Origin of the sequence: Mesorhizobium sp. M0808, assembly GCF_040320025.1 — a bacterium.
Lineage (GTDB): Bacteria > Pseudomonadota > Alphaproteobacteria > Rhizobiales > Rhizobiaceae > Mesorhizobium.
Window position 1 is genome coordinate 83,720 of record NZ_JAMYOX010000021.1, and the last position, 19,705, is coordinate 103,424.

The window sequence follows — 19,705 nt, forward strand, 5'->3', positions numbered from 1 at the left end:
CGTCGAGATGTTGGCAATGAAGCCGGTCGAGGTCGACGCTGCGGATGCAGGGAATTTACCTCGCGCTTCCGCCTGAACGCGCGGCCGATCCGTTCACTCAATCGGCGCTTTCATCCTGGGCCGCGGCTGAGGCCTGTGGGGTGCGGCTACCCCGCGTGGATCGGATCATCAATCAACTTTCTCTCATTTATGAAAGGAAACTCCCCGCTTACGATAGAATCCATCAGCTTCATATATTTTCCGGCAGATGGATGTCGAACGGCAGAAATGTCTGTCCTGGTGTTTCAGCAGTGCCGGTCTCGATAGCCCGCGTCATCAGCGTTATCAGCTCCTGGGAAAGCCGGCGCATTGGCGTGGCGACCGCCATCGTGATGATGTTATCTGCGAGTGCCGCCCGAGATTCCGGCGTGATTTCATTCACGATCGCGACGAGATCGCGACTTTTACCCTCTTCCCGGACCGCGGAGATGGCGCCCTCCATGCCGCCGCCGGCGACATAGAAGCCGACGAGCTCGGGTTCCCGCTGCATGAGATCAAGCGTTGCCTCGTAGGTGACCTGCCGTTTCTCCAGGTTCACAAGCGGATCGAGCACCTCGAACGTCGGCGCGTTCTCACGGCAATAGGAGCGAAAGCCGACGTCACGGAGCTCGTGCCCCTGGAAACGATGGCTGCCGACAAACACCGCCACCTTGCCGGGCCGTTTTGCGACCTTGGACACCATCCAAGCGGCCGTGCGCCCCACCTTGCGGTTGTTGAGGCCGATATAGCCCTGTCGCACGCCGGCGGCGAAGTCGGAAAGCAGCGAGAAAACCGGAATGCCTTTGGCCTTGAGGTCCTCAACCGCTGCTGTAATTTTCGGGTGGTCCGGTGCCACCATCGCGATCGCATGGCAGCGTGCGCCCAAATCCTTGAGCGGTGCGATTAGGTCGCTCGGCATGTGTGACGGGGCGAATTGGATGAGCGGAATGCCGTGGAAGGACTGGGCCAAATTGACCGACGCTTCGACCTCGCGCGCAAAGTCTTGGTAGAAATGCTGGGCCGGTTTTCTCAAGATGAAGCCCAGACGGTAGCACGGTAGGTCTCGCCGCAAGCGCTGCTTGATGAGCCCGGCAGCATGATAGCCGATCGCGTGGGCGGCGTCGTGGACCCGCCGCGCGGTCTCCTCGCGCACCGGATGGCGGGCGTTCAGAACCCGATCGACCGTTGCTACGCTGACTCGGGCTTCGCGGGCGAGATCGGCAATTGTGGGGCGCTTGGTCATGGATCCTATTCTGATTGGTTTTTGACGCAGGCTGGCTCTCTGTCACCTAGCGCGATTCGACAATGGTTTCGGGTGGGCAAAGTGGAGACGCCCGCATACTGAATGATCGACAGCGTATTGGACTACTCCAGATGTAGACCGGCCGGGTATAACGGAAGGTTCATTCGCTTAGGGCGGCGATGATTTGCACTCACACATATTGCGCTTCTGATACATGGTCCGTGAGGCGCCGTTTAGAGCCTGCGAGTCGATCGTTCAGGTCATGTGACCAGCTTGGCGAAACCGGTCGCGGTGCGTCGACCTTACTCGGCGGAGGATAGCCGGTTTGATGCCTCGGCAAGCTGATGACCGCAGAAGGCGGCTTTCATCTGCGCTCGGTCCAATTCTCCTTCCCAGCGGGCAACGACGAGGGATGCCACTGCGTTGCCGACGCAATTCGTCAGCGCCCGGCATTCGGACATGAAGCGGTCGATGCCGAGTATCAGTGCCATCCCAGCAACGGGAACACTCGGAACTACGGCGAGCGTAGCAGCCAGGGTGATGAAGCCCGCACCTGTCACACCTGCAGCGCCCTTGGAGGAAAGCATCGCAACGAGCAGCAGCAGCACCTGATCGCCGATTGACAGATCCGTGTTCGTCGCCTGCGCGATGAAGAGGGCCGCCAGGGTCATGTAGATATTCGTGCCGTCCAGATTGAACGAATATCCGGCCGGGATGACGAGACCCACAACCGAACGCCTGGCGCCCGCCTTCTCCATCTTCTGCATGAGCGAGGGGAGCGCGGCCTCCGAGGAGGACGTTGCGAGGACAAGCAGCAGCTCTTCCTTGATGTAGCGAATAAGAGAACAGATCGAAAAGCCGTTGTAGCGGCAGACCGCGCCGAGAACCCCGAACACGAAGAGGAAGGCGGTGAAATAAAACGTCGCGACCAGCATCGCGAGGTTGACGACCGAACCGATGCCATATCTACCGATGGTGAAGGCCATTGCGCCGAAAGCGCCGATCGGCGCGGCTTTCATCAGAATGCCGACGAGCTTGAAGACAGGCGCGATGAGCGCCTGAAGGAAGGAAACGACAGGCTTGCCCGTCTCTCCGGCCATCGCGAGCGCCATGCCGAACAGAACCGAGAAGAACAGCACCTGCAGGATGTCGCCTTCCGCGAAGGCACCGACAATCGTTGGCGGGATGATGTTCATCAGGAAGCCGGTGACCGACTGCTCGTGGGCCTTTGCGGCATAGGTATTCACGGCCTGGACATCGAGCGAGGCCGGATCGATGTTGAGGCCGGCGCCAGGCTGGACGACATTGGCGACGATGAGGCCGACGATCAGCGCCAGCGTCGAGAAGGTGAGGAAATAGACCATTGCCTTGCCGGCGACCCGGCCGACCTTGTGAAGATCGTTCATGCCGGCAATGCCGGTCGCAATTGTCAGGAAGATGACAGGCGCGATGATCATCTTGACCAGCTTGATGAAGGCATCGCCCAGCGGCTTCAGGCTCTCGCCGGTCCCTGGATAGAAATAGCCAATTGCGACGCCGAGGGCGATGGCGGCAAGCACCTGCGCGTAAAGCTTGGCATAGAAGGGTTTGCGGGGCGCGGGACTCGCGCCGCGGACTTGTGCAGATGACACTGTTTCTCTCTCCCTGACCGGATCGAGGTGGCGTGACTTCTCCCGGGCTTCTCCCTATCGCGGCGCTCCGGTCGAACGCTGCACCAACGCCGCCGCAATACCCATGCCAAATGGATCCGCATGACCTGAACTGACGTTGGGCTCGCCAATGATGGGATGAATGCGGTGGCACAAGACGGGAATGACAAGGCCGCCGTCCAGCACGCGCTTGATGTTCTCCGGCAGATTGCCGGTCGATCTCTCTGGCTTGCGGTTTTGCTGCACATCGTGGCGGGCTCCTCGGTTTGCCGACTTTGGGAAGGGCCGCATCGCTGGCACCAGGGCGCAGAATTGCCGTGTTCTTTGCCGCGCTCCCGCTGCAGCGACAGCTTGAAAGCGACGTCGAGACGTAGGGATTGACGCCGCTGGTGCTGACCGCGACGATGCGGTTCAGAAGTTCCAAGCACCGCCGAGAAAGCCGCGCTCGACCGCCACCTTCGCGCCTTCACACGCGACGCCGCCGCCTTATCTGCGTCATCAATATCGAGGAAATGGCGGTTGCCGCGACCGACCAGTGTCGTCGGCAGTGATTATCGCTCCCGCCCCTGGTTCGCAGGCGCTGGTGACTGGCACGGCCCGGCAACTCGGCGCGGTCAGCCGCTCGGGCACCGCATCGCCGGCGCCGTATTTCTGTCGTTCAACATCGCCGACAAAAATTAGAACTGATGAATTCTATCATAGGCCGCGAGGTTTCCTTTCACGAATGAAAGAAAGCTCGATTGACTATCCCGCCTCGCTCCAGTCTTTTGAAAATCAACGTGTGGTTGCCCCCGTGCAAGCCGAGAACGTGGCCAAGCTTCGTGGAGGGAGAGCCAAGCGATGCGTCAGGGGTCGACCCGCTTTGTACTCGACCACACGGCGGTGGCACGAGTTCACGTCAGAGCATTTTCGCGCTTGCCCGCGACGTCGCGGGCGCACATGCCGCCGGCATGCATTTCATGGCGCGAGATCGAGGATCACATGCACCACAACATTCCCAAATCAGAACAAAATGCCAGCGAGTGCCGCATTTCGCTTCCGGATGCGAAAAGGGCTTACCCAAAGTCCGAGACGAACACCGCGGTCCCTTTTGTGCCATCGCACGAGCGCGCGCTTACCGGCATCTTCGAAATATCGAAAGTACTCACCGACCCCGCCCGGCTCGAAGTCACGTTGGCCAAGGTCGTCGATCTCCTGCCCTCGTTTGTGCAGATGCGGCACGGCATCATCGCTCTCTTCGACGCTGAGGGCATACTGGACATCACCGTAGTCACCGGCTGCGACGAGAACAGCGATGAGCGCTCCCGGATGCGTCTGCCGCGCGAGGCAATCGATCGGATTGTGACGACGGACACGCCGCTCGTCGCCGAGAACATAGCGGTGCATTCGGCCTTCACTGCCGCTGACATAGAGGTGCTTGGGGCCTCCGACCCCGTGTCGTTCATCGGCGTTCCCATTCGTGTTGATGGGAACGCCGTAGGCACGCTGACTATCGACCGCGCCTTGGACAGCAGGTCAACGTATCGGCTCGATTATGATGTCCGGCTGCTCACCATGATCGCCAACATGGTGGGACAGACAGTCAAGTTGCACCGCTTCTCCGCGGGCGACCGCGAACGACCGACAGAGGTGGAAGATCGGCTGCAAACGCAATTCTCTGATGTCAAGCACCCTGCACCGCAGCGCAAGAAGGTTCACGTCAAGGGGATGATTGGCGATAGTCCGGCGCTAAGCGCGCTGCTCGAGAAGATCGCAGTGGTAGCTAAGGCAAAGACCACGGTTCTGTTGCGAGGCGAATCCGGTACCGGGAAGGAGCTGGTCGCCAAGGCAATTCACGAGTTGTCGCCGCGCGCCAAGCGGCCCTTCATCAAACTCAATTGTGCAGCGCTGCCAGAGACAGTCCTGGAATCCGAACTGTTCGGTCATGAGAAGGGTGCCTTCACAAGTGCGTTCAATTCCCGCAAGGGTCGCTTTGAGCTCGCCGACAAGGGGACGTTGTTTCTGGATGAGATCGGCGAGATCTCGGCCTCCTTCCAGGCAAAGCTTCTGCGCGTGCTGCAGGAGCAGGAGTTTGAGCGCGTCGGCAGCAACCAGACCATCAAGGTCGACGTTCGCGTGATTGCCGCCACGAACAGGAACCTTGAAGAGGCGGTTGCAAGGAATGAGTTCCGCGCCGACCTATATTATCGCATCAACGTGGTTCCCTTGCTGGTGCCGGCGCTACGCCAAAGGCGCAGCGATATTCCGCTCCTCGCAGCTGAGTTTCTCAAGAATTTCAACGATGAGAACGGCCGTACCCTGACCTTCGATCCGCGTGCGATTGAAGTACTGATGAAATGTGAATTTCCCGGCAACATTCGCGAGCTTGAAAATTGCGTGCACCGGACAGCGATCCTGGCGGAGGGACTATCAATCGGGAGAAACGACTTTGCGTGCTCCCACGACCAATGCTTTGCCGAGGCGCTGCGGAAGAGCAGATCGGGCAAGGCCGCGCTGCAACCAGCGCCAATCCTGCCAGAGGCAGTGAATCCGGCCACGCCGCCGGATGCGGCCGCTCGTTCGGCCGCCACCACAGTCCCGCCTGCCGGAGCAACGCACTCATTGGGCGCGAGGACCACCGACGCCGAGCGCGTCATTGCTGCCATGGAAAGATGTGGCTGGGTACAGGCAAAGGCGGCGCGCCTGCTTGGACTGACCCCGCGCCAGATTGGCTACGTGCTGAGGAAATACGGCATCGAGGTCAAGCGTCTGTGAAAGCATGACTCAGGCGGATTAGCTGAGACCGCTTAGCGGCTTGGCCCGCGCAGGGATGCAGATCCGCGTCCGCGTCAAGTCGATCCGACCGAGGACAGCCTGGCCGAATTCCCGTGGCAGCCGGCGTTGCGACCATCTTGTGAAAGGCGACGCTGCCATCGTCAATCCGTCCGCCATGTTGCTCTCGTTGCGAGCTCATACGGATGCCCTGTGCGACTGAAACGGAGATAAAATATGTCCGATGCAAAACTGCAAGCTGTGCTTTCGTCTCTTCCGCAAGGGACGCGACAGTTAGATGCTCTGCCGTCCAACGGACCAGCGCCGGACAGAAGTTTTGTCAAGCTGAATACGAATGAGAACCCGTTTCCGTTGCCGCCAATCATAATGCAAAGTGCAGTGGCGGCCCTCAATCGCCAGTATCTGTATCCTGACGACGATAACATCAGCTTGAGGGAAGCAGCGTCCAATACCTATGGCGTATCCACGGATCAGGTCATCGCAGGCAACGGGTCGTCTGAACTGCTCGGACTCATCTACAGAGCTTTCCTCGCCCCTGGCGACAAGGTGGCGATGATATCGCCAGGGTTTTCGTTCAACCGCAAACTTGCCATGTTGCATGGTGCTGAGTTTCTCGAGATCGGATGTCAAACTCATTCGCTGCCAATGGAGCAATTGCTTTCCGGTCCGGCAAAAGACGCCAAGTTCATTCTGGTGGCCAATCCAAACAATCCGACCGGAACATTCCTCTCGATAAGCAATATCGAACGCCTCGTGGCACAATCGGATCGCCTGGTCGTCCTTGATGAGGCCTACGTCGACTTTGCACCCGATCACGGGCTGCGCCTCATCAACCGTTATTCGAACCTTCTGATCTTGAGAACATTTTCGAAGAGCTATGCCGCCGCCGGCATTCGCGTCGGTTTCGGTTTCGGTCACCCTGAGATTATTGGCAGGCTGCGCAACATCCAGAACGTCTTCAACATGAACGTGATCGGGCATGCGGTTGGTATCAGCGTGCTTGCGCATCGCGGCGCCTACGCAGAGAACCACAAGCACATCAGACATGAACGACAGCGAGTGACAGCCGCACTGTCGCAACTTGGATTTTCCGTAACGCCCTCCCACGCAAATTTCTTGCTAGCCCGTGTGCCAGCGGGACAGGACGGCTCATGGTGGCAAGCAGCCTTGGAAAGGCAAAAGATACTCGTTGCCTACTTTCCGGACAATGGTTTGGAACATTGCATCCGCGTCAGCATCGGCACAAAAGAGCAATTGGATGCATTTCTTGCTGCCGCTCGCGATATAGTTGGAAGCTTAAACATACCAAGCACCACGGGCAGGGGAGCGTCAGGCTCTGCTCGTTCGGTACGCTGACGCTAATCCGATATCACACATTGCTATCTTTAGACTTGCTTGGTCACCCAAGCATGACAACATTTTTCTTTAAAATCGGGGACAATATCGAGTGACAAACGTCTTTCCTTCAAACCTAGCCTTCGGCATCTTCGATCATCTGGACGAGGACGGCCTCGATATCGCCCGGCAGTACGAAGATCGCCTGATATTAGCAGAGGCGTGCGATCAGCTAGGGTTCTATGCCTATCATCTCGCAGAGCACCACTGTACCCCCCATGGGAGAGGTCCATCGCCGAATCTGTTCTTATCGAGCGTCGCCCAGCGCACCCGGCGCCTGCGTCTCGGACCCTTGGTGATGCTGCTTGCGCTTTATCATCCGCTGCGTGCGTTCGAAGAGATCTGTATGCTGGACCAGTTGAGCGGTGGCAGGCTCGAACTGGGCATAGGGCGCGGTGCTCTCCCGATCGAATTGGGTTACTTCGGGATTGGTGCGGACGCGGTGCCGGGCCGCTATGCGGAAGCCAGCGAAATTCTTGTTGAAATACTTGTTAATGCCATGAAGGTTGGCACGCTGTGCTATCAAGGCCGCCATTTTGAGCTCAATGACGTTCCTTTGACGCTAAGACCTCATCAGCGTCCACATCCGCCGACATGGGTCGCCGCCAATCGACCCGAGTCCGCAGCCTGGGCCGCTGCGAATGGAGCAAATATCGCGTGTGTAGGACCTTCCTCTTCTGTTCGCAAAACTACTGATGCGTTCCGCGCCTATCAAGAGGACAACACTGGCGCGGGCGATCGAGCGCCATTTATTGGATTGCTCCGCATGGTCGTGGTTGGGCGTTGTGACACACATGCCTATTCGCTCGCGGCACCTGCTTACGAACGATGGCTCAAGAGCTTCCAATTCCTTTACGAGCTTAACGCTATCCCCACTCCACCCAACCTGCCGCTGACCTTCGATGCGGCAGTCGAGAGTGAATTGTGCGTGGTAGGATCAGCAGCGTCTGTGCGAGAAGCTCTGCTCAGTCAGTTGGAAGAGGCAGGTGCTAACTACCTGCTTTGTCAACTGGCATTTGGAAATCTGCCGCTAGATGCTTCCCTGTACACCGCGACGACCATTCAATCCGAAATCATGGCTCGATTTGTCTGACCATGAAATTCGCGGTCTGATCTGAAGGTTAAATCGTTGTAACAGCGCTCCCTCACATCCACGTGTTCGAGCGTGCACGTGGTTGGGACGGGCAATCGGGAGGGAGGCCAAACTGACGACGAGCCGGCGGCACAGATTACCAGGTTTGTGCGTTGGCTGGCGTCTGGGCCATCGTGTGAACCTGCACGATCCTAAGGAGATGATGGCCGAGCGCGACACGATGCCGGCACGCGTCTGCTCGTCGCGCTCGCGCTAGTCGTTGGCACATAGCCCGCCGCAGAGGTTCTTCTCGCCCGGGGCGGCGCCGGTGGCGGCTCCCGCATCCAGCTTCATCAGCGGCTCGGCGGTAGCAAAGCCGTCACTCGCTACGGCGCTGTTGAGGGCGCGCTCGCGAGCGGCTTTGCTACGCCGAACGACACCACCTGGAGCGAGTTCGCCCGATGTCGCGGCGTGCACCGCGGTCGGATAACGACGCTGGAGGAAATCGTTCGCAGCCGGTCTTCACGATCCGCGCGAGTGCTTTGCATGAATGCTGCCTGCTTCCTCGTCTGCGGCGGCCTGAGTGTCCGCCGGCACGCCCGAAGTCAATGTCAGTACCACAAGGCCGCCAAGACGTCAGGTCTGGGAGCCGGCTTGTACGGTCGTATCGTGTTCTGGAATATCGTCAAAGGAGGCGTAGTTGAGATTGTAGAGTTTGGAATACAGACCCCCCATGGCTATTAGCTGATCGTGGTTGCCAGTCGCAATAACTTGGCCATTCTGAAGCACGATGATGCGGTCGGCACCCCGGATCGTGGCAAGACGGTGGGCGATGACGAGGCCAGTGCGCCCTTCAAGCAGCTTTATCAGAGCCTTCTGAATCTGCATTTCCGTGTAGCTGTCGATGTTGGCGGTAGCTTCGTCGAGCACGAGGATCTTGGCGTCGGCGACGAGGGCGCGAGCGAAACTGATGAGCTGGCGCTGGCCGAGAGATAAGTTGTCGCCGCGTTCGCCAAGTTGGGTCTCATACCCATCGGCGAGGCTCATGATGAAGTCGTGGGCGCCGACCGCCTTGGCCGCCTCCATCACCTTGTCTCGCGTGGCCTCTGTCTTGTGGTATCGAATGTTCTCGAAGACCGTCCCGGTGAACAGGAATGGCTCCTGCAGCACCATGGCGACCTGGCGGCCGAGCGATTCCTGGGTGAGATCGCGCACATCATATCCGCCGACCAGAACTTGGCCCTGCTGAACATCATAGAAGCGGTGGACCAGGGCCATCGCACTCGATTTGCCAGAACCGCTCGGCCCAACCAGTGCGACCGTCTCGCCGGGATTGACCCGGAAGGAGACATTTTTCAGCACCGAACGGTTCGGATTGTAGCCGAAGGTGACGTCCCTGAACTCGACCGAGCCGTCCATTTCGGGCGAAAGCACCTCGGCATTGGGTTTGTCCTGAACATCGATCTTGACGTCGAGCACATCGGTCAGGCGCTTGCCTGAGGCCATGGCGCGCTGCATGACCGAATATTGCAGGGTGAGTGAGCGGATCGGGTCAAAGAAGCGCTGGATGTAAAATAGGTAGGCAACCAATACGCCCACATCTATGCGGCCATTCATGACCATCGAGCCGCCGACCACAATAACGGCGGCCATGGCGAGGCCGGTGAGGCCATCGACGATAGGCACCATGACCAGTGCATATTTGGCAGCGATCAGGTGGGTCCTGAGGTTGGCATGGGCCTTGTCGTCAAAAAGGATGAAATTCACCTGCTGGCGGTCCATTGACTGGACGGTGCGCACGCCGTGAATGGCTTCGGCCAGCGCGCCGTTGACGACGGAATTAGTCTCGTGTGCGGCCATGAAGGCGTCGCGGGCACGCGGCAGCCAGACAATGCGGACGATCACCAGGACCGGCAGAACCGAGAGCGTCAGGAGGCCGAGGCGGAAGTCGAGCCACAGCATTACGAAAACGATGCCGAAGAGAAGCGCAACATCGCCTACGGAATATACCGAGGTTTCGAGGAATTCCTGTATGGAGTTGACGTCGCCTTGCAGGCGCGACATGAGGCGTCCGACCTCGGTCTTGTCCATGAAGGAGAGCGAAACCTTCTGCAGATGGCCAAACATGGCGCGGCGGATGTCGAACAGGACAGTTTCGGCCACTTTCCCAACCACGGTTTCCTGCATGTAGCCGGCAGCGAAATTGACCAAAATCGCCAAAACGAACGCGCCGACGGCCGCGAGCTGGGCTGAGCGATCGGTCCTTGCCGGGTTCATGCCCTGGTCGAGCGCGTAGCGGATGATCAACGGGATGAGAAGCTGCGTCCCGGTAAAGATCAGCATTGCTGCAATCGTGATGACTACCCTGGCCCGATAGGGACGGACGAAAGCCCAGATGCGCCGGAGGATGCTCTTGTCGAAAGCCCGGCCGAACATCTCCTCCTCGATGCGGTGCGAGCCGACAACCGCGCGCGGAGGGCGTCTGCCGTCGTCACGTTCGGCTTCGACTTCGCCGGCGCGGCCCTGCGCCATCAGCGGGCGCCCCCATACTGGGTCATATTGTCATCACCCGGGCGCGTCTGGAGATCGTAAAGGGCCCTGTAGCGTCCCCGCTTCGCCAAAAGCTCTTGATGCGTGCCGCGTTCTACGATTTCGCCGTTATCGACAAAAAGGATCTGATCGGCATGCACAAGCGCACTCAGCCGGTGCGCGATGATGATCGTCACCCGATCCTTGGCGAAGCGCCGCATCGCCGCGCGGATGCGCTGCTCGGTGCCGGCATCGATCGCGGCCGTTGAGTCGTCGAAAACGACGACGGAGGGGCGCAGCATCATGGTGCGAGCAATCGTGAGACGCTGGCGCTGGCCGCCAGAGAGAGAGACGCCGCGTTCGCCCACGACCGTCTCGTAGCCTGCTGGGAGCCCGAGGATGTAGTTGTGGAGCTGGGCGAATTCGCCAGCGCGTTCGATTCGCTGTCTCTTCGCCCAGGGATCGCCATAAGCGATGTTGTTCTCGATCGTAGTGGTGAATAGGAATGCATCCTGCTGTACGACGGCGACCGCCTTGCGAAGCGTCGCGAGGGTGACATTGCGTACGTCCTGGCCGTCCAGCGTGATGGCGCCACCGGTCACGTCGTAAAAGCGGGGGACCAGATGAGCCATCGTCGATTTGCCCGAACCCGGCGGACCGACGATCGCGATCGTCTCGCCTCTACGGGCCTCAAAGCTGAGGTTCTTCAAAATGGCGCGGTTTTCGGCGCTGGGGTACGCAAACGAGACATTGTGGAAGCGCAGAGTGCCGTCGCTTATCTCGAGCGGTCTGGCCTCGAGAGCATCCCTGATTGTGATCTCCTGGTCGAGGAGACCGAAAAGCCGCGAACCGCAGCTAGAAGCGCGGGCAAAGGCATTGACCATGAGGCCGATCTGGCGGACTGGCATTTGCAGGATTGTCATGAAGGTCAGGAAGGTCGCCACCGTTCCGACGCTGATCTCGCCAGCGACGAGCTTGCTGCCACCGATCCAGAGCACCAATCCCATTGCGAAAAAGAAGGACAAGGTCATCGCCGACGTGCTGGGCACGTAGATGTCAACGCGGTCGTGGGCGAGGTCGAGCGCGTTCTTGGAAGCGCCGTCGAACTTCAGCATCTCGTAGGCTTGAGCCGCAAAAGCGCGGACCACGCGGATGCCTGCGAGATTTTCCTCCATCACGCGGCTTAGTACCGAAAGCCGCTCATGCAGGTCGAGCCAGGTGGCGCGCAGCCTAAGCTGTGTGGCCGATGAGCGCCAGGCGACAAAAGGCACGAAGCTCAGCGCGACCAGGCCGAGCATGGGATCGGTCGAGATCATCATGTAGGCGCCGATCCCGATCAGCATGGTGAGCAGGACCACGCGAACGAGCGCGGTGGAAAAATACATCCGCACGCCTTGGAGATCGAGCATTCCGATGGTGATCAGATCGCCTGAATGGACCCGGTCGTGAAAGGAAAAGCTGAGACGCTGGATCTTGTCGTAGTAGGCGAGCCGCAGTTCGTACGCGACATGATGCCCGACGGCTTCGGCAAAATAGTTCTGCGCCATCGTGAAAAGGCCGCGTAGCGCGCTGACGGCGAGCAGCAGGAGAGCCGGGATCCAGAGCGCTTGTCCTGCCGCGGTCCCCGCGACACCGCCCCCGATGGCTGTCTGGGTCTGGTCGACAGCCCGGCCGAGCAGCTGGGGAATGAGCAACTGGAGGATTGCCGCCATGATCGTCGAGCCCATAGCGAAGGCGACCTGCCAGGGATGCCGCAAATTCATACGCGTGATGCGCAACAGCGTACTCAAATCCCGGCCCCAGCGCGCCGCTTCCACATGGGTCAACGAATTCAGAGCGTTCGTTGCGCTGCCGATAGCATCACTGCTCACGGGTGTATTCCCGACTGCATTTTGCGCCTTCGAGGCAAGCCGAAGGACCAATCATCAAAGGGGCCCGCCATTGTTAATCCTGTCCACCACCTGCAGCAGTGCCCGTTCCTATAAGCCGAGCCGCGGCTTCACTTACTGGCATGTCGATCACCGTGATTCCGCTTGCCGCAAGGAAACGCGCTTCGTTTCTGGTCAGCGTTTCCGCGTCCATTACCGCGCAATGTGGACCTCGGGAGCGCTTCATGATCTGCCTGGCGTAGGTGCGCAGCATCTGATCGTTGAAGCGGCAGCCAACGAAGAAAAATCCACGGGTGATGCGCCCTTCCTTCACCACGTCTGGGATCGGTGTCTGGATATCGATTTCGGTCAGGACTTCGACATAGTCGGAATCTGCGACGAGAAAGTTTTGCGCCGGCCTAATACTCCCGTGAGGTGTATAGAGAACCGTCTTTGCCCCCGATCGGGGGTCGAGTTCCCTCCCGGACAGATCGTAGGTTTTCGTCCAAATGTCCCGGATTTCGTTCGCCCGCGTGACGCCTTGTATCTCAACGACGTCCGTTCGGCCGGTCTCTACGAGAGCCGTGCGCATCGCGCCGTCGTACCAGCTGTCGACGATGAGGGAGAGCGGCAGCCTTGCGAGCCAGGCGTGGAGGAGGGTCGGCGCCACCGGCGCTGCGAATATGTCGGTCATCCAAGCTTGAAGCGTCCGGCGATGCCGGCGCTGTTCGATGAACTGCGCAACCGACCACATATTGGTGCGGATCCTGGAAGGGGCTGGCGCCCGTGCATTGAGTGCCGCGGCAACGACCTCGGGCGTATGCGGCACAGGCGGTTCCGCACAGTTGAACCCAAGAAGACCCGGACCGAGATAGGGGATCACCTGATCGGCGGCGAGCGCTTCCTTCGCCAGGTCAAGCAGCTTTTCGGCAAAACTGTCCCGCACGATGACGAGGTGGCCCGATGTCAGGATCGTGTTCATGCTCGTTCCTCGCGACGCACCTATCAAGGGGCAGCATCAGTCCTCTTCGGAAACCTTCCTTGCCTCGACGGTGATCGGCAGACGCGTATCCCGTGGAAGATCGGGTAGGAGGAGCCGCCACCCGTTCCTGAGCGTCACAGTTCCGCCCCACAACTCTTCCTTCTCAAGCTTGATGATCGGCTCTTCGAGGTCCTTTTTGGGGACATACGCCGACAAGCCAGCATCGGTCCTGCGGATCATGACTTTCATCTGGCCGTCCCTTCATTGGTATTGTTTTCAGCACTGCAGGGCGCCTCGGCTTTGTCGAGGCTCATCAGTTCACGCGCTCGCATGCCGACGACGGTGCCACGGTCGATCCATTCGACCGCATAGATGAAGAACTGCTGGAGAAAGGTGCCAATGTCGCGCACATATCCCTCGTCGCCCTTCCGCACGAGATTTTCGCCGATCTCCCTGCCAGGATAGGTGCCGTCATTTTTTATGTGGCGAGTGGCACGTACCCGCTCTCCCGGTATGAATCGTGGAGGCCTGCGGATTTCGACCTCCTCTTCGCGTCCGAGCGACATGTCGGTTCCCTGATTTCTCTTGAGGCTGCAGATTGTGAACAAAGGCGTTCCAGGCGTCCTGCGAAGGCATCCCCGACCATGTCGGCAGCCCAATGTTCGTCACGCAGGAACGCAGGTCTTCGGCACCGGGCATACCGAGGCACATTGCTGCGCATCGAAGACCCCCTCGCACTCGGTGCACTTTTGCGGCTCGATCACATAGCTCTCGCCTTTGAACTTGATCGCGCCGGAGGGACACTCGAATTCGCAGGCGCCGCATTGGGTGCATTGGGATGCGATGATCTTGAAAGCCATTTTAACTCCTGGTCCGAATGGATGAGACGCGCTCAGGCCGTCGCCGCGAGTGCGGGGGTCCCAGACGCGGCCGCGTAAATCGCGCTGATTGCGGTCTCGATATAGTCGTGGGCATATGCGTCGGTGGCTCGGATTCCAGCGTCGGCGAGCTGATCCTGCGGGCAGTTTCCGATCTTGGCGCACAGCACGACATCTATGCCCTCAAGCGCAGCGATGACGCCATCCAGGGTGGCCTCTGCGCCCCAGCCGCCGAGACAATACTGCTCGACCTTGCGATGCCCGACAAAGCTGATCCCTCTCGGCGAGGCTTCGTAAACCTGGAATTCCTTCGCATGGCCGAAATGTTCATTGACGCGGCCGCCGCCCTTGGTCGCCACCGCGAAGAGAAGGGACTTGCCGGGGCTCGCTGCCTTGACCAATCCGATCGCTTCTCTCCTAGCCGCCACGTGATCACGGCGCTCCTCCGCGACCAGCTCCCGATAGGCCTTGCGATTGCCGGCATCGTAGGTGACCTCGGCGGGAACCCGGTCGAGTGTGAATTCCTGGCCACGATCCTCACCGAGCAGGCCGACGGCATCTGCCCGGCACTGCCGGCAGTGGCGCATCAACTGGGCGCCGCCTTCGACACGATCCTGAAGAGCCTTCATCTCCATTGCGTTTGGGCCGCGTTGCCCGCTCAGTCCGTAGTGCGTGCCGTGCGCCGGGTCCGAAATCAGCGGCATGAGGTTGTGCAGGAACGCGCCTCGCTCCTTGACCCATCTATTCACCTTGATCAGATGCTCATCGTTCACGCCGGGGATCATCACCGAATTGATTTTGGTGAGGATGCCGCGCGCAGTCAGCATCTCCAGACCCAACATCTGCCGCTCGTGCAGGATCCGGGCGGCTTCGATGCCGACGTAGCGGCGATGGTCGTAAAAGATCCAAGGATAGATCTTTGCACCGATCTCAGGGTCGACCATGTTGATGGTGATCGTCACGTGATCGACATTCATGTCGGCAAGCTCATCGACATGGTCCGGCAGCGCGAGCCCATTCGTGGAGATGCAAAACTTGATGTCTGGGATTTCCCTGGCGACTCGTTCGAACGTTGCCTTCGTCTTCTTCCAGTCGTAACAGGCATCGCCAGGTCCGGCGATGCCGAGCACGGAAAGCTGCGGCACCTCGTTGGCGACCGCGATCACCTTGCGTAGCGCCTGGTCGGGCGTCAGCTTTTCGGAGACCACCCCAGGCCGGCTTTCGTTGGCGCAGTTATATTTGCGATTGCAGTAGTTGCACTGGATATTGCAGCCGGGCGCGACCGCGACGTGCATGCGCGCGAAATAGTGATGCGCCTCTTCTGAAAAGCAGGGGTGATCCTTGATCTTCTCCCAGACAGCCGGATCCGTGTCGTCCGGCTTTATCGACGAGCCGCAGGACGAAGACGCGCAGCCACCGGCTTTCACGGTGGCAAGCAACTGGTCATCGAATGTCGTGCTGAGGCTCTCAAGCGAAATTGCCGGTGCGGACATCGAACGGCTCCGTTGCTGGGTGAATGTCGCAGTTCAAGCCGCAAGAGCTATGCCAGCTCAAAGAGCGGTTTTGGTTCATGAATTGGCTTTCGTGTCGGATTCCGTCGGATTGCTCCGACACACCTTTGTCGGGCTTCCGACAGTGGACAAGCAAACGGGTCGCGAAGGCTACCAGCCTTGGGCGCGCAGACTGTGAGGGAGACTACTCCGGGCTTACGTTTGACGTCATCACGACGTCTAGAATTTCTTCACCTCGATGCCATATCGGCGCAGTGCGTAGCCGATTTGCCGCGGCGTGAGGCCGAGGATACGAGCCGCCCTGGCCTGAACCCAACCGGCCTTGTCCATGGCGTCGATCAGCCGGTCGCGTTCCGTCAGACGCGGGGGACAAGCGGGATCGTTTGTATCGCCGGCCGCAAGGGGAGATACGTTGCCTGCGGAGGCACCGATGCGACTGGCCGGCAGCCGCAATCCGACCGGCACTGCGTTGACCCGTGCGAGATCGTCGATGGTATTGCCGCCATTCGAGCGGTCGGCTCGCTTCCAGAGGAGCCAGGAAAGGCACTGGCTCTTCTTACAGGCGAAATCGGATGGCGTGATCGTCCTTGAACGCGCAAGTGTGGCCGTCCTTTGGACGCAGTTCTCCAGCTCGCGGACGTTACCAGGGAAGTAGCATTGCGAGATCAGGTCAAGCGCCGACGGCGCGAAGGCGAGTGCGCGATCGTTCTCCTTGTTGAATCGATTGAGGAAGGCGTTCGCAAGGCGTGGAATATCGCCGGGTCGCTCTCTGAGCGGAGGCAGGATAATTGGCACCACATTGATGCGGTAATAAAGGTCGGCCCTGAACTCCCCTTTTATGACGGCCGTCTCGAGGTCCTTGTTGGTGGCGCATATGAGGCGCACGTCGACCTGTAGCGTTTTGGTGCCGCCGACTCGCTCCAACTCGCCTTCCTGCAAGACACGCAACAGCTTGGCTTGAAAGGCCGGCGAAATCTCGCCGATTTCATCAAGTAGCAGCGTTCCCTCATTTGCCAATTCAAAACGACCGGCGCGCTGGGAGATAGCACCCGTGAAAGCGCCCTTTTCATGCCCAAACAGTTCTGACTCCAGAACGCTTTCAGACAGTGCGGCGCAGTTCAATTTGACGAAAGACTTCTTCCTCCGACGTGAGAGCTTATGGATGGCTTGCGCAAAGAATTCCTTGCCGGTGCCGCTTTCACCCCGCAGAAGCACGGTGGAATTGGTCCCTGCTACGACCGAGACGGTTTCGAGCACCTGCTTGAGTGCGGGGCTTTCCCCGATGATCCCGTCGATTTTGGCATCCGCATGCCGGGCAGGGTCGTAGGTTCTCCCCTCGTTGGGCGATTTCTCCGGTCTCCATTGCTCATGGACACACCGCTGACGATCTGTACTCAGGATGCGATGGAGACGGATCGTCCGGCCGACAAGGTTGGCGACCATCGTCAGGAAGTATGTGTCCTCGTCGTCGCGAAAGTCGGTGGCGCCGTCTCCGGCGCGGTCGATCGACAATGTCCCAAGGATTTTATGATCAGCCTTTAGCGGGATACCGATAAAGGCAATTGGGATGGTGCCGCTGCTCGAAGATGTTTGAAGGTCAGCCTGAAATAGTTGGGACTTGCGGACGTCCGGTATGAAGAGCGGCGTCCCCGTAGCGACGATTTGATCTGTTATGGCCTGTGGTATGACGCGGCGAGTGCCTGATTGAGGTGCGTGGGTATTGCCGGCAGTTGCGGCAATCTCCGGCTCTCCTTCAGCGTCCAGGACGACGATTGCTCCGTGACGCATCTGCAGAAACGAAGGCAGGATGTTCACGACATTGGCGAGCGTAATCTCCAGCTCGCTGGGGGCGGTCAGCACCTTCGATATCTCGTAGAGTCCCCTGAGCGCGATATCTGCTTGGGGCATGCTTTTGATGGGCGGTTCAGGGCGGGTATCCCGAGGTGCTACCTCGTCGACCCGATCTTGCGGTACGTGAGCCATGGAAACACCTCAGCGGTTGTCGTCCAGAGTGCTCCTCCTTTTGTGTCTGAGTCTGAATTCTGAAAGCACAGTATTCACGAGCTTCTCTTCGTGGCGCGGCAATTCAAGCAAAGATAGACTTGGCGTTGGTCGCGACCTCAGGTGTACCAAGATTGACCCTCTTGATACGGTGCGTGCGTCCTCATCCGAATTTGAAGAGGACTCCGAAGCCGCCGCGTGGATAGTTCCACTCGATCTCGCCACTGGTCTCGCACAAAATCCGGCAGGTGCCGCACTCCATGCAGCCGTCGGCAGTGATCTCCACTTGACCTTTGTCGTTCAACTCATAACATTTCGCGGGGCAGACGTGGGTCAGCGCGAGCAAGTTCGCGCTTGGCCTCTCGTGCGGTCGCACTTTGATATGCGGACGGCCGGAATCCACCAAGTAGCGGTTCTGGTAAAGCTTGTCCTCGACACGTGACTTCGTCACTGCGATCGTCATTTCGTCTCCCCTCAGCGCCACGCCAATGCAAGGCGGACCGCGTCGCTGACCAGCCCCCAGCGCGAGCGCGCCTTGATGAAGGCCGCCGTGGTCGCCTTTTCCTTCTCGATCTTCGGCGTGCCGTCGACACGCATGAAGTTCTGCGCGGCTTGCGACATCAACCGCGGATAAGCCGTGAAGTAATTGCAGGAATTGGTGTGGAGCAAGGCCGGCATGTCTTTGTATTTCCTTAGGTCCTTGACCACGAAGGACTTGTCCAGCATGGCTTTGTAAAGGGCGAGATTGCGTTTGGTCATAGGACCGTTGCGGCTCTTGACCTCGATGATTGCCTCAGCCGCGATGCGGCCGGAGGTCATGGCGAGGTTCGAACCCTCGCGGTGAATGGCGTTGTTCAGTTGCGCGGCATCGCCGACCACGACCCAACCGTCGCCAAAGAGCTGCGGAATAGCCTTGTAGCCGCCTTCGGGAATGAGATGCGCGGAATATTCTTTCACTTCCGAGCCGGCGATCAGCGGCCGGATCGAAGGATGGGTTTTTAAGGCGTCGAGGAGGACGTAAGGGCTCTCGACCATCGTTGCGAAATCGGAGACGAGGCAGCCAATGCCCAGTGAGATCGACTCCTTGTTGGTGTAGAGGAAGCCGAGCCCGGCCATGCTGCGGGAGGTCGTGCCCACCGCCTCGATCACGCAGCCTTCATCGCCTTTGAGGCCGAACCGCTGCTCAATGACCTCTTCGGGCAGGAAATGCATTTCCTTGACGGCGAGCGCCACGGTTTGCGGCTTCGGCATCTCGCGCAGGCCGGCCCGCGTGCCAAGCAGTCCGCATACACCTTCTGCGAGGACGACCACGTCCGCGTAGATGGCTCCGCCGGCCCGGTCTGTGCGGACGCCGATCACCCTGTCCTTGGCGTCACGGATGAGTTCCGTCACGGTCGTCTCGCACAGAACCGTCGCGCCGGCCTCGCGCACCTTACGCGAAAACCATTTATCGAACTGGGCACGGATGATCGTGTAGCGGTTGGGCTTCGCCTCATTGAAGTCGTCCGACCGATAGTGAATCCCGGTATGGGATGTGTCGTCCATCACCCAAAGCCGCTGTTCAACCAAATGCCGCTCGAGAGGCGCATCGTCCCGGAAATCCGGGATGATCTTCTCCAGCATGTTCGCGTACATGATGGCACCCTGGACATTCTTGGAGCCCGGATATTCACCCCGCTCCAACTGCAGCACCTTCAGGCCGTGGCTGGCCATGGTGTAAGCAGCTGCGTTTCCGGACATGCCGGCCCCAATAACAATGGCGTCGAATTGTTCCTCAATCATGTCCA

At 59.4% G+C, this 19,705-nt stretch carries 17 protein-coding genes; 3 read left to right on the forward strand and 14 right to left on the reverse strand.

What is annotated here, in order from left to right; genetic code table 11:
- Positions 1 to 229: 229 nt before the first annotated feature.
- From NKI25_RS22440 to NKI25_RS22450, 3 genes are all read right to left on the reverse strand, one after another.
- Positions 230 to 1,261, reverse strand: a complete 1,032-nt coding sequence (locus NKI25_RS22440; RefSeq protein ID WP_023678260.1) for a LacI family DNA-binding transcriptional regulator — start codon at positions 1,259 to 1,261, stop codon at positions 230 to 232.
- Between the two features lie 302 nt (positions 1,262 to 1,563).
- Complete coding sequence (locus NKI25_RS22445) at positions 1,564 to 2,892, reverse strand: dicarboxylate/amino acid:cation symporter (protein WP_352999400.1); 1,329 nt, start codon at positions 2,890 to 2,892, stop codon at positions 1,564 to 1,566.
- A 54-nt stretch (positions 2,893 to 2,946) separates the two neighbouring features.
- Positions 2,947 to 3,156, reverse strand: a complete 210-nt coding sequence (locus tag NKI25_RS22450) for a hypothetical protein (RefSeq protein ID WP_156937379.1) — start codon at positions 3,154 to 3,156, stop codon at positions 2,947 to 2,949.
- 735 nt (positions 3,157 to 3,891) lie between these two features.
- Here NKI25_RS22450 and nifA (NKI25_RS22455) point away from each other — a divergent pair.
- The 3 genes from nifA (NKI25_RS22455) to NKI25_RS22465 all read left to right on the forward strand — a co-directional run bounded on the left by nifA (NKI25_RS22455) (position 3,892) and on the right by NKI25_RS22465 (position 8,170).
- Positions 3,892 to 5,664, forward strand: a complete 1,773-nt coding sequence (gene nifA, locus NKI25_RS22455) for a nif-specific transcriptional activator NifA (RefSeq protein WP_352692295.1) — start codon at positions 3,892 to 3,894, stop codon at positions 5,662 to 5,664.
- A 234-nt stretch (positions 5,665 to 5,898) separates the two neighbouring features.
- A complete protein-coding gene (gene hisC, locus NKI25_RS22460; protein ID WP_352542067.1) occupies positions 5,899 to 7,038 on the forward strand; it encodes a histidinol-phosphate transaminase in 1,140 nt (379 codons plus the stop codon).
- Between the two features lie 91 nt (positions 7,039 to 7,129).
- Positions 7,130 to 8,170, forward strand: coding sequence for an LLM class flavin-dependent oxidoreductase (locus NKI25_RS22465; RefSeq protein WP_352641286.1), 1,041 nt, complete (start codon positions 7,130 to 7,132; stop codon positions 8,168 to 8,170).
- Between the two features lie 252 nt (positions 8,171 to 8,422).
- Here the strand turns inward: NKI25_RS22465 and NKI25_RS22470 are convergent, their stop codons facing one another.
- The 11 genes from NKI25_RS22470 to NKI25_RS22520 all read right to left on the reverse strand — a co-directional run bounded on the left by NKI25_RS22470 (position 8,423) and on the right by NKI25_RS22520 (position 19,700).
- Entirely contained in the window at positions 8,423 to 8,626 is a 204-nt protein-coding gene (locus tag NKI25_RS22470) for a hypothetical protein (RefSeq protein ID WP_352999402.1), read from the reverse strand.
- A 159-nt stretch (positions 8,627 to 8,785) separates the two neighbouring features.
- Positions 8,786 to 10,681, reverse strand: coding sequence for an ABC transporter ATP-binding protein (locus NKI25_RS22475; RefSeq protein ID WP_352784640.1), 1,896 nt, complete (start codon positions 10,679 to 10,681; stop codon positions 8,786 to 8,788).
- Positions 10,681 to 12,549: an ABC transporter ATP-binding protein gene (locus tag NKI25_RS22480; protein ID WP_352827691.1), complete on the reverse strand. Its 1,869-nt coding sequence runs from the start codon at positions 12,547 to 12,549 to the stop codon at positions 10,681 to 10,683. The genes NKI25_RS22475 and NKI25_RS22480 overlap by 1 nt, the downstream gene beginning before the upstream one ends.
- 73 nt (positions 12,550 to 12,622) lie before the next feature.
- Positions 12,623 to 13,528, reverse strand: a complete 906-nt coding sequence (locus NKI25_RS22485) for an SIR2 family NAD-dependent protein deacylase (RefSeq protein WP_352924232.1) — start codon at positions 13,526 to 13,528, stop codon at positions 12,623 to 12,625.
- A gap of 36 nt (positions 13,529 to 13,564) precedes the next feature.
- Positions 13,565 to 13,777: a putative nitrogen fixation protein NifT gene (gene nifT / locus NKI25_RS22490; protein WP_023678250.1), complete on the reverse strand. Its 213-nt coding sequence runs from the start codon at positions 13,775 to 13,777 to the stop codon at positions 13,565 to 13,567.
- A complete protein-coding gene (locus tag NKI25_RS22495) occupies positions 13,774 to 14,094 on the reverse strand; it encodes a nitrogen fixation protein NifZ (RefSeq protein ID WP_352639920.1) in 321 nt (106 codons plus the stop codon). Before NKI25_RS22495 ends, nifT begins: the two co-directional genes overlap by 4 nt.
- A gap of 99 nt (positions 14,095 to 14,193) precedes the next feature.
- Positions 14,194 to 14,388 carry a 4Fe-4S dicluster domain-containing protein gene (locus NKI25_RS36490; RefSeq protein ID WP_023678248.1) on the reverse strand — a complete coding sequence of 65 codons (195 nt, stop codon included), beginning with the start codon at positions 14,386 to 14,388 and terminating at the stop codon, positions 14,194 to 14,196.
- A gap of 32 nt (positions 14,389 to 14,420) precedes the next feature.
- A complete protein-coding gene (gene nifB, locus NKI25_RS22505; RefSeq protein WP_352999404.1) occupies positions 14,421 to 15,899 on the reverse strand; it encodes a nitrogenase cofactor biosynthesis protein NifB in 1,479 nt (492 codons plus the stop codon).
- Positions 15,900 to 16,136: 237 nt separating this feature from the next.
- Complete coding sequence (gene nifA / locus NKI25_RS22510) at positions 16,137 to 17,900, reverse strand: nif-specific transcriptional activator NifA (RefSeq protein ID WP_352999406.1); 1,764 nt, start codon at positions 17,898 to 17,900, stop codon at positions 16,137 to 16,139.
- Positions 17,901 to 18,081: 181 nt separating this feature from the next.
- The gene (locus NKI25_RS22515) at positions 18,082 to 18,381 is read right to left on the reverse strand and encodes a ferredoxin family protein (protein ID WP_023678245.1); all 300 of its coding nucleotides are present in this window, start codon (positions 18,379 to 18,381) and stop codon (positions 18,082 to 18,084) included.
- 11 nt (positions 18,382 to 18,392) lie between these two features.
- On the reverse strand, positions 18,393 to 19,700 hold the full coding sequence (locus NKI25_RS22520; RefSeq protein WP_352999425.1) for an FAD-binding protein: 1,308 nt from the start codon (positions 19,698 to 19,700) through the stop codon (positions 18,393 to 18,395).
- Positions 19,701 to 19,705 lie beyond the last annotated feature (5 nt).

Excerpts from the sequence above, each read along its gene's own strand:
- NKI25_RS22440 (WP_023678260.1), bottom strand. The coding sequence starts at position 1,261 with ATGACCAAGCGCCCCACAATTGCCGATCTCGCCCGCGAAGCCCGAGTC.
- nifA (WP_352692295.1), top strand. The coding sequence starts at position 3,892 with ATGCACCACAACATTCCCAAATCAGAACAAAATGCCAGCGAGTGCCGC.
- hisC (WP_352542067.1), top strand. The coding sequence starts at position 5,899 with ATGTCCGATGCAAAACTGCAAGCTGTGCTTTCGTCTCTTCCGCAAGGG.
- NKI25_RS22475 (WP_352784640.1), bottom strand. The coding sequence starts at position 10,681 with ATGGCGCAGGGCCGCGCCGGCGAAGTCGAAGCCGAACGTGACGACGGC.
- NKI25_RS22485 (WP_352924232.1), bottom strand. The coding sequence starts at position 13,528 with ATGAACACGATCCTGACATCGGGCCACCTCGTCATCGTGCGGGACAGT.
- nifT (WP_023678250.1), bottom strand. The coding sequence starts at position 13,777 with ATGAAAGTCATGATCCGCAGGACCGATGCTGGCTTGTCGGCGTATGTC.
- NKI25_RS22495 (WP_352639920.1), bottom strand. The coding sequence starts at position 14,094 with ATGTCGCTCGGACGCGAAGAGGAGGTCGAAATCCGCAGGCCTCCACGA.
- NKI25_RS36490 (WP_023678248.1), bottom strand. The coding sequence starts at position 14,388 with ATGGCTTTCAAGATCATCGCATCCCAATGCACCCAATGCGGCGCCTGC.
- nifB (WP_352999404.1), bottom strand. The coding sequence starts at position 15,899 with ATGTCCGCACCGGCAATTTCGCTTGAGAGCCTCAGCACGACATTCGAT.
- nifA (WP_352999406.1), bottom strand. The coding sequence starts at position 17,900 with ATGGCTCACGTACCGCAAGATCGGGTCGACGAGGTAGCACCTCGGGAT.
- NKI25_RS22515 (WP_023678245.1), bottom strand. The coding sequence starts at position 18,381 with ATGACGATCGCAGTGACGAAGTCACGTGTCGAGGACAAGCTTTACCAG.
- NKI25_RS22520 (WP_352999425.1), bottom strand. The coding sequence starts at position 19,700 with ATGATTGAGGAACAATTCGACGCCATTGTTATTGGGGCCGGCATGTCC.